The 6,891-nt window shown below is 49.8% G+C and carries 7 protein-coding genes; all 7 read left to right on the top strand.

Features of this window, described 5'->3' with window-relative positions; all coding sequences use genetic code 11:
- Positions 1-298 precede the first annotated feature (298 nt).
- On the top strand, positions 299-1,123 hold the full coding sequence (locus tag HMPREF2726_RS01365; RefSeq protein ID WP_070601937.1) for an amino acid ABC transporter substrate-binding protein: 825 nt from the start codon (positions 299-301) through the stop codon (positions 1,121-1,123).
- Positions 1,113-1,829 (top strand): amino acid ABC transporter permease, encoded by a 717-nt coding sequence (locus tag HMPREF2726_RS01360; protein WP_003765700.1) that lies wholly within the window; start codon positions 1,113-1,115, stop codon positions 1,827-1,829. The genes HMPREF2726_RS01365 and HMPREF2726_RS01360 overlap by 11 nt, the downstream gene beginning before the upstream one ends.
- A 9-nt stretch (positions 1,830-1,838) precedes the next feature.
- Positions 1,839-2,606 carry an amino acid ABC transporter ATP-binding protein gene (locus tag HMPREF2726_RS01355; RefSeq protein WP_009311374.1) on the top strand — a complete coding sequence of 256 codons (768 nt, stop codon included), beginning with the start codon at positions 1,839-1,841 and terminating at the stop codon, positions 2,604-2,606.
- A 192-nt stretch (positions 2,607-2,798) separates the two neighbouring features.
- Entirely contained in the window at positions 2,799-4,721 is a 1,923-nt protein-coding gene (locus HMPREF2726_RS01350; RefSeq protein ID WP_070601935.1) for an ATP-binding cassette domain-containing protein, read from the top strand.
- A gap of 286 nt (positions 4,722-5,007) precedes the next feature.
- Positions 5,008-5,376, top strand: a complete 369-nt coding sequence (locus HMPREF2726_RS01345; protein ID WP_070601934.1) for a nucleolar protein — start codon at positions 5,008-5,010, stop codon at positions 5,374-5,376.
- A gap of 150 nt (positions 5,377-5,526) precedes the next feature.
- Positions 5,527-6,078, top strand: coding sequence for a hypothetical protein (locus tag HMPREF2726_RS01340; protein ID WP_070601932.1), 552 nt, complete (start codon positions 5,527-5,529; stop codon positions 6,076-6,078).
- A gap of 110 nt (positions 6,079-6,188) precedes the next feature.
- A complete protein-coding gene (locus HMPREF2726_RS01335; RefSeq protein ID WP_070601930.1) occupies positions 6,189-6,785 on the top strand; it encodes an MlaC/ttg2D family ABC transporter substrate-binding protein in 597 nt (198 codons plus the stop codon).
- Positions 6,786-6,891 lie beyond the last annotated feature (106 nt).

Raw genomic sequence — 6,891 nt, 5'->3', positions numbered from 1 at the left:
GAGTATTGTACTATTTTATTTTTAATTGACTATAAGATGGGACAATGTTCCCTTTGAATCTGAACGCAGCATCATCGTTGCGAATACCAAGCCGCCGTGTGATACGAATGATGCAGAGGGTCGTCTGAAAGCGGAAAAGGGGGTATTAAGACTTTTTCAGACGACCTTTGCTTGATGGATGGGGGGTACGGCTTCCTTTATCCGTTTCGGAATAAGCAATATAAAAAAGTATTCTTTGTGTTTGCCGCAATTTCACTTAGAATGCGGCTCTTACACACTTTTTCTTCAGGAGAGGATTATGTTGAAAAAATTCGTACTCGGCGGCATGACCGCATTGGTTTTGGCTGCCTGCGGCGGAGAGGGCGGCAGCGCGTCTTCTTCTGCTCCCGCCCAAACTGCCAACGCTTCCGGTTCTTTAATCGAGCGCATCAACAATAAAGGTACGATTACCGTCGGTACCGAAGGCACTTATGCGCCGTTTACCTACCACGACAAAGACGGCAAGCTGACCGGTTACGATGTGGAAGTCACCCGCGCCGTTGCGGAAAAATTGGGCGTAAAAGTCGAATTTAAAGAAACGCAATGGGATTCGATGATGGCGGGTTTGAAAGCGGGACGTTTCGACGTGGTGGCAAACCAAGTCGGTCTGACCAGCCCCGAACGCCAAGCGACATTCGACAAATCCGAACCTTACAGCTGGAGCGGTGCGGTTTTGGTTGCGCGCAAAGACAGCAACATCAAATCCATCGACGACATCAAAGGCGTCAAAACCGCGCAATCCCTGACCAGCAACTACGGCGAAAAAGCCAAAGCTGCGGGTGCGGAACTCGTACCGGTGGACGGTTTGGCGCAATCGCTGACCCTGATTGAACAAAAACGCGCCGATGCGACTTTGAACGATGAGTTGGCAGTTTTAGACTATCTGAAGAAAAACCCGAATGCCGGCGTGAAAATCGTTTGGTCTGCGCCTGCCGATGAAAAAGTCGGTTCCGGCTTGATTGTCAATAAAGGCAATGATGAAGTCGTAGCGAAATTCAGCACGGCAATCAACGAGCTGAAAGCTGACGGCACGCTGAAAAAACTGGGCGAACAATTCTTCGGAAAAGACATCAGTGTTAAATAATTTTCTTGCTTCACTGCCGTTTATGACGGAAACACGCGCCGATATGATTGTCAGCGCGTTTTTGCCTATGGTCAAAGCCGGTTTTATGGTCTCGCTGCCGCTGGCGGTGGCGTCGTTCCTGATCGGGATGGTGATTGCCATCGCCGTGGCTTTGGTACGGATTATGCCTTCGGGCGGCATCGTGCGGAAAATCCTGCTGAAACTGGTGGAAACTTATATTTCCATCATCAGGGGGACACCGCTGTTGGTGCAGCTTGTGATTGTGTTTTACGGACTGCCGTCCGTCGGCATTTTCATCGATCCGATTCCCGCCGCCATCATCGGCTTCTCGCTCAATGTCGGCGCATATGCTTCCGAGACTATCCGCGCGGCGATTTTGTCCGTGCCGAAAGGGCAGTGGGAAGCGGGTTTCTCCATCGGCATGACCTATATGCAGACTTTCCGCCGCATCGTCGCGCCGCAGGCATTCCGCGTTGCCGTGCCGCCTTTGAGCAACGAGTTTATCGGCTTGTTCAAAAATACCTCGCTCGCGGCGGTAGTGACGGTAACGGAATTGTTCCGCGTCGCTCAGGAAACGGCAAACCGTACCTACGACTTCCTACCCGTCTATATCGAAGCCGCTTTGGTTTATTGGTGTTTCTGCAAGGTTCTGTTCCTGATTCAGGCGCGCCTGGAAAAACGCTTCGACCGCTATGTCGCCAAATAAGGGGAAGCCATGATTAAAATCCGCAATATCCGCAAAACCTTCGGCGAAAACACCATTTTGCGCGGCATCGATTTGGATGTGGGCAAAGGGCAGGTGGTCGTCATCCTCGGACCTTCCGGCTCGGGTAAAACGACGTTTCTGCGCTGCTTAAACGCGCTGGAAATGCCCGAAGACGGACAAATCGAGTTCGACAACGAGCGACCGCTGAAAATCGATTTTTCCAAAAAAATGACAAAGCACGACATCTTGGCATTGCGCCGCAAATCCGGCATGGTGTTCCAACAATACAACCTTTTCCCGCACAAAACCGCTTTGGAAAACGTGATGGAAGGTCCGGTTGCCGTACAGGGCAAGCCTGCCGCCCAAGCGCGCGAAGAAGCTTTGAAATTGCTGGAAAAAGTCGGCTTGGACGATAAGGTTGACCTTTATCCCTACCAGCTTTCCGGCGGTCAGCAACAGCGCGTCGGCATCGCCCGCGCATTGGCGATTCAGCCTGAGTTGATGTTGTTTGACGAACCCACTTCCGCGCTGGATCCCGAATTGGTGCAAGACGTATTGAACGCCATGAAGGAATTGGCGCAAGAAGGCTGGACGATGGTCGTCGTGACCCACGAAATCAAGTTTGCGCTGGAAGTCGCTACTACCGTCGTCGTCATGGACGGTGGCGTTATCGTAGAGCAGGGCAGTCCGAAAGAATTGTTCGAACGCCCCAAACACGAACGGACGCGGAAATTTCTGCAACAAATCCGTAAGGATTCGGCAGATTATCGACATTAAGCCGTTTCGTTACATCAAAGGTCGTCTGAAAACGGACAGAGCGGGTTTCGCTCATACCGTCCGCCGTTTTCAGACGACCTTTTTCCATCATGGATTCACGTTGAAACGCTACGGCACCAACGAACGGCGACATCACGCTGTTTTCGCTATAAAATACCGCCTTTCCCATTTTTCCGCCCGTCCCTTACCATCATGATTGAAATCAAGAACCTCACCCTGCAACGCGGTTTGAAAGTCCTGCTCGACAAAGCCAACGCCACCGTCAATCCCGGTCAGCGGGTCGGTTTGATCGGTAAAAACGGGACGGGCAAATCCAGCCTGTTTGCCTTAATCAAGGGTGAAATCACTCAGGACGGCGGCGATGTCTCGATTCCGAAAAATTGGCGGATGGCTTCCGTTTCCCAAGAAACGCCCGACTTGGACATCTCCGCGTTGGACTACGTTTTGCAGGGCGATGCCGAGTTGCAGGCTTTTCAGACGACCTTGGCGCAGGCGGAAGCGCAAAATGACGGCATGAAGCAGGCGGAATACCATGCTAAATTGGAAGAAATCGACGCTTATACCGCGCCGGCCCGTGCAGCGAAATTGTTGAACGGACTGGGTTTTTCGCAAGAAGAACACAGCCGTCCCGTCAAATCCTTTTCCGGCGGCTGGCGTATGCGTCTGAATCTTGCGCAAGCCTTGATTTGCCGCGCCGATTTGCTCTTGCTTGACGAACCGACCAACCACTTGGATTTGGAAACCGTCTTGTGGCTGGAAAACCACCTTGCCTCTTTACCCTGTACGCAAATCATCATTTCCCACGACCGTGATTTCCTCAATGCGGCAACCACCCAAACCATTGAATTGTCCCAGCAAAAGCTCACGCAATACGGCGGCAATTACGATTTTTACCAAAACGAACGCGCGCAACGCCTAGCGCAGCAACAAGCCGCCTATGTCAAACAGCAGGCGCAAATCAAACATCTGCAATCGTTTATCGACCGCTTCAAAGCCAAAGCCACCAAAGCCGTTCAAGCGCAAAGCCGTATGAAGGCATTGGCGAAGCTCGAGCGTATCGCTCCCGCGCATCTGGACAGCGAGTTTTCCTTCGAATTTTACAATCCCAACCATCTGCCTAATCCCTTGCTGAAGCTGGAACACGCTGATTTGGGTTACGAAGGAAAAACCGTCCTGCATGACATTACCCTGTCGCTGGAGAGCGGCGCACGCTACGGGCTATTGGGTGTCAACGGCAGCGGTAAATCTACGTTTATCAAAGCCTTGGCAGGCAAAATCAATTTGCTCTCCGGCAGCATCGTCAGTTCCGAAAAACTCAATATCGGCTATTTTGCCCAACACCAGCTCGATACCATCCGCGCCGACCAAAGCCCTGTTTGGCACATTCAGCAGCTTTCTCCCGAAGTGCGCGAACAAGAAATCCGAAATTTCCTCGGCGGCTTCAACTTTGTCGGCGATATGGCGTTGCAGAAAACCGAACCCTTTTCGGGCGGAGAAAAAGCCCGCCTCGCCCTTGCCATGATTATCTGGCAAAAACCGAATTTGCTGCTGCTTGACGAGCCGACCAACCATTTGGACTTGGATATGCGCCACGCTCTGACGCTCGCGCTGCAAAGTTTCCAAGGCGCCTTAATCGTCGTATCGCACGACCGCAGCCTGCTTGAAGCCACTACCGACAGCTTCCTCCTGATTGACAAAGGTCGTCTGAAAAACTTTGACGGCGATTTAAACGATTATCGTCAATGGAGGTTGGCGCAGGAAAACGCCACCGCCGCACCTGCCGCTTCCGCGCAAAGCCAAAACCGCAAAGACACCAAGCGTATCGAAGCACAAATCCGTCAAGAAAAAGCCCGACGCGGCAAGCCGATACAGCAGAAAATCGACAAAGCCGAAAAAGAAATGGCGCAGCTTTCCGAAATTCAAACGGCATGTGAAACATTTTTGGCACAAGAGGAAGCCTATTCGGACGAAAATAAAACAAAATTACAACAAACCCTCGCACAATTAACAGAAATTAAAGTAAAATTAACACAAATAGAAGAAAACTGGCTTTTGTGGCAGGAGGAGCTAGAGCAAATCCTGACGGAAATCGACGCAGAATTTACACAACTATAAATACTTCGCAGCGAGGGTTTCCGTACTTGCCTTCAGAAGCCGCCAAAAAATACAGTTCGGCATGGTCATTTCAGACCGTCGGACTGACTATAGTGGCTTAACTAAATCAGGACAAGGCGACGAAGCCGCAGACAGTACATACAGTACAGAAACCGATTCACTTGGTGCTTCAGCACCTTAGAGAATGTCTCTTTGAGCCAAGGCGAGGCAACGCCGTACTGGTTTAAAGTTAATCCACTATAAAAACAAAAATAGGTCGTCTGAAAACTCAAACTACGGAAAACTCATGCGTTCACGAATCAAGCAAGGGGCACTTATCGTCGCATCCTCCCTCATTTTGGGCTTATCCCTCCACACCGCAGCAGCCGTCTTCAGCTGCCATTCCGGTAACAGCAAAACCTACACATCCGAACCATCTGGAAACTGCACAGGCGCGGATCTGCCCAAAATCAGCAGCCACCAAGGCGGTGCATACCGTCTGAAAATCAACAAATTAAGTAGCGATACCGAAGAAAAGGCGGCCAAGCCCAAGAAGGCGCGTTCAAAAGAAAAATCGCGGGAAAAGGCGCAAGAGCAAGAGACAAAGAGCAAAAACGCCAAATCACGCGCCAAAAAATCGGATAAAGCCGCAAAAACGTCGTCTGAAAACGAGTGAGGCAATTTTCGCTATAACGAATGAGACGGTTTGGTTTGAAATTAAAAAAGTCAGTCGTCCTATTTGAGAGAATATGCTGGTATTGTTATACTATTACAACTGAATTCAATATCTATCGAACAATTACTTATTTCACATTACGACCTTACCATGAAACAATCACTTCACACATTGGCAGCTTCATTGCTGATGTTTGCCGCCGCATCCGGCGCACAAGCTTCCTCTAAAATCTATACCTGCACAGTCAACGGCGAAGTTGTCTATACTTCGCGCCCATCCGGAAACTGCCATTCGGCAGATTTACCGACCATCGGCAAATACAGCAGCACGCGCTACGATGCTCCCGCTTTAGAAATGCCCGAGCCTGCTGCCGAAGCTCCGTCAAAACGAGCCGGCAACGCAAAACCTGCCCCTAAAAATACCGCTAAGGCAAATCCCGCACCTGCGCCCGTCCGTCCGGCTCCTGAAGTCGCAGCAACGCCTGCGCCCAAATCTTCCGGCAGTGCTAGCCGCCGTTCGATTTTGGAAACAGAGTTGAGCAACGAGCGTAAAGCGCTGGGCGAAGCGCAAAAATCTCTGGCGCAAGCCCGTGTAGCCAAAGGCGGTCATGTCAACCAACAGGAAATCAACAGCCTGCAGAGCGCGGTACTCGACCGCCAGCAAAACATCCAAGCCCTGCAAAGGGAATTGAGTCGGATGTAGGCTGTTCCTACCTTCTTTACCTGCCTTTCTTGGTTTTACATTACGTTAAATATTTCTAAAATATAAAGTTTTACAATTAACCTTTAAAACTTTTAGAAATAGGTACGTATATGGCATCCTATTTGTCCGCTTTTGTACTGGCTGCACCTATGGTGCTTGCCGCCCCGTATGTTGCCGCTGCACATCCTGCACAAGAGCAGATGCAGCAAAATATCGATACTGTTTTGAAAATCGCACGCAATACTTCCTTGAGCGAGCCGCAGCGTGTCAAACAAATACAGCAGTATGCCGACCGTTATTTGGATTATGAACGCATTTCCGCTTTGGCTGTCGGCGCGCCTTGGCGCAATTTCTCAGCACAGCAGAAAACAGATTTTATTCAGGCATTCAAAGAGATGGTGGTTTCGATGTATTCCCATTCCGCTTTGGTGGGCGCTGCCGATGCGAAGGTTAAATTGCTGCCTAAAATGACTGAAAACGGCAATAAGTTTGATGTGTTTTCAGAGCTTCAAACGAAGAGCGGTAAGAAATACGAAGTAGCGTATCAGCTTTATCGGGTAGGTTCTGCTTATAAAATCTACAATTTCCGTTTGGATGGCACAAGCTTAGTAACGGTATACCGCAATCAATTCAATGAGTTGATCAAACAGAAAGGTATTGACGGTACGATTGCCACGGTTAAAGCCAAAGGTTTGAAAAAACAATAATTTGATTGATAATTTTCCTGTTTTCTCAAAAAAGGATTGGGATAGTTTTTCCATTTGAGGATAAGGGATGTCATAGTGGATTAACTTTAAATCAGGACAAGGCGAC

Source organism: Neisseria sp. HMSC074B07, assembly GCF_001810355.1.
GTDB lineage: Bacteria > Pseudomonadota > Gammaproteobacteria > Burkholderiales > Neisseriaceae > Neisseria.
Note: the sequence above shows the minus strand (reverse complement) of the source record. Positions and strands in the feature narration are given on the sequence as shown.

Excerpts from the sequence above, each read along its gene's own strand:
- HMPREF2726_RS01365 (WP_070601937.1), top strand. The coding sequence starts at position 299 with ATGTTGAAAAAATTCGTACTCGGCGGCATGACCGCATTGGTTTTGGCT.
- HMPREF2726_RS01355 (WP_009311374.1), top strand. The coding sequence starts at position 1,839 with ATGATTAAAATCCGCAATATCCGCAAAACCTTCGGCGAAAACACCATT.
- HMPREF2726_RS01350 (WP_070601935.1), top strand. The coding sequence starts at position 2,799 with ATGATTGAAATCAAGAACCTCACCCTGCAACGCGGTTTGAAAGTCCTG.
- HMPREF2726_RS01345 (WP_070601934.1), top strand. The coding sequence starts at position 5,008 with ATGCGTTCACGAATCAAGCAAGGGGCACTTATCGTCGCATCCTCCCTC.
- HMPREF2726_RS01340 (WP_070601932.1), top strand. The coding sequence starts at position 5,527 with ATGAAACAATCACTTCACACATTGGCAGCTTCATTGCTGATGTTTGCC.
- HMPREF2726_RS01335 (WP_070601930.1), top strand. The coding sequence starts at position 6,189 with ATGGCATCCTATTTGTCCGCTTTTGTACTGGCTGCACCTATGGTGCTT.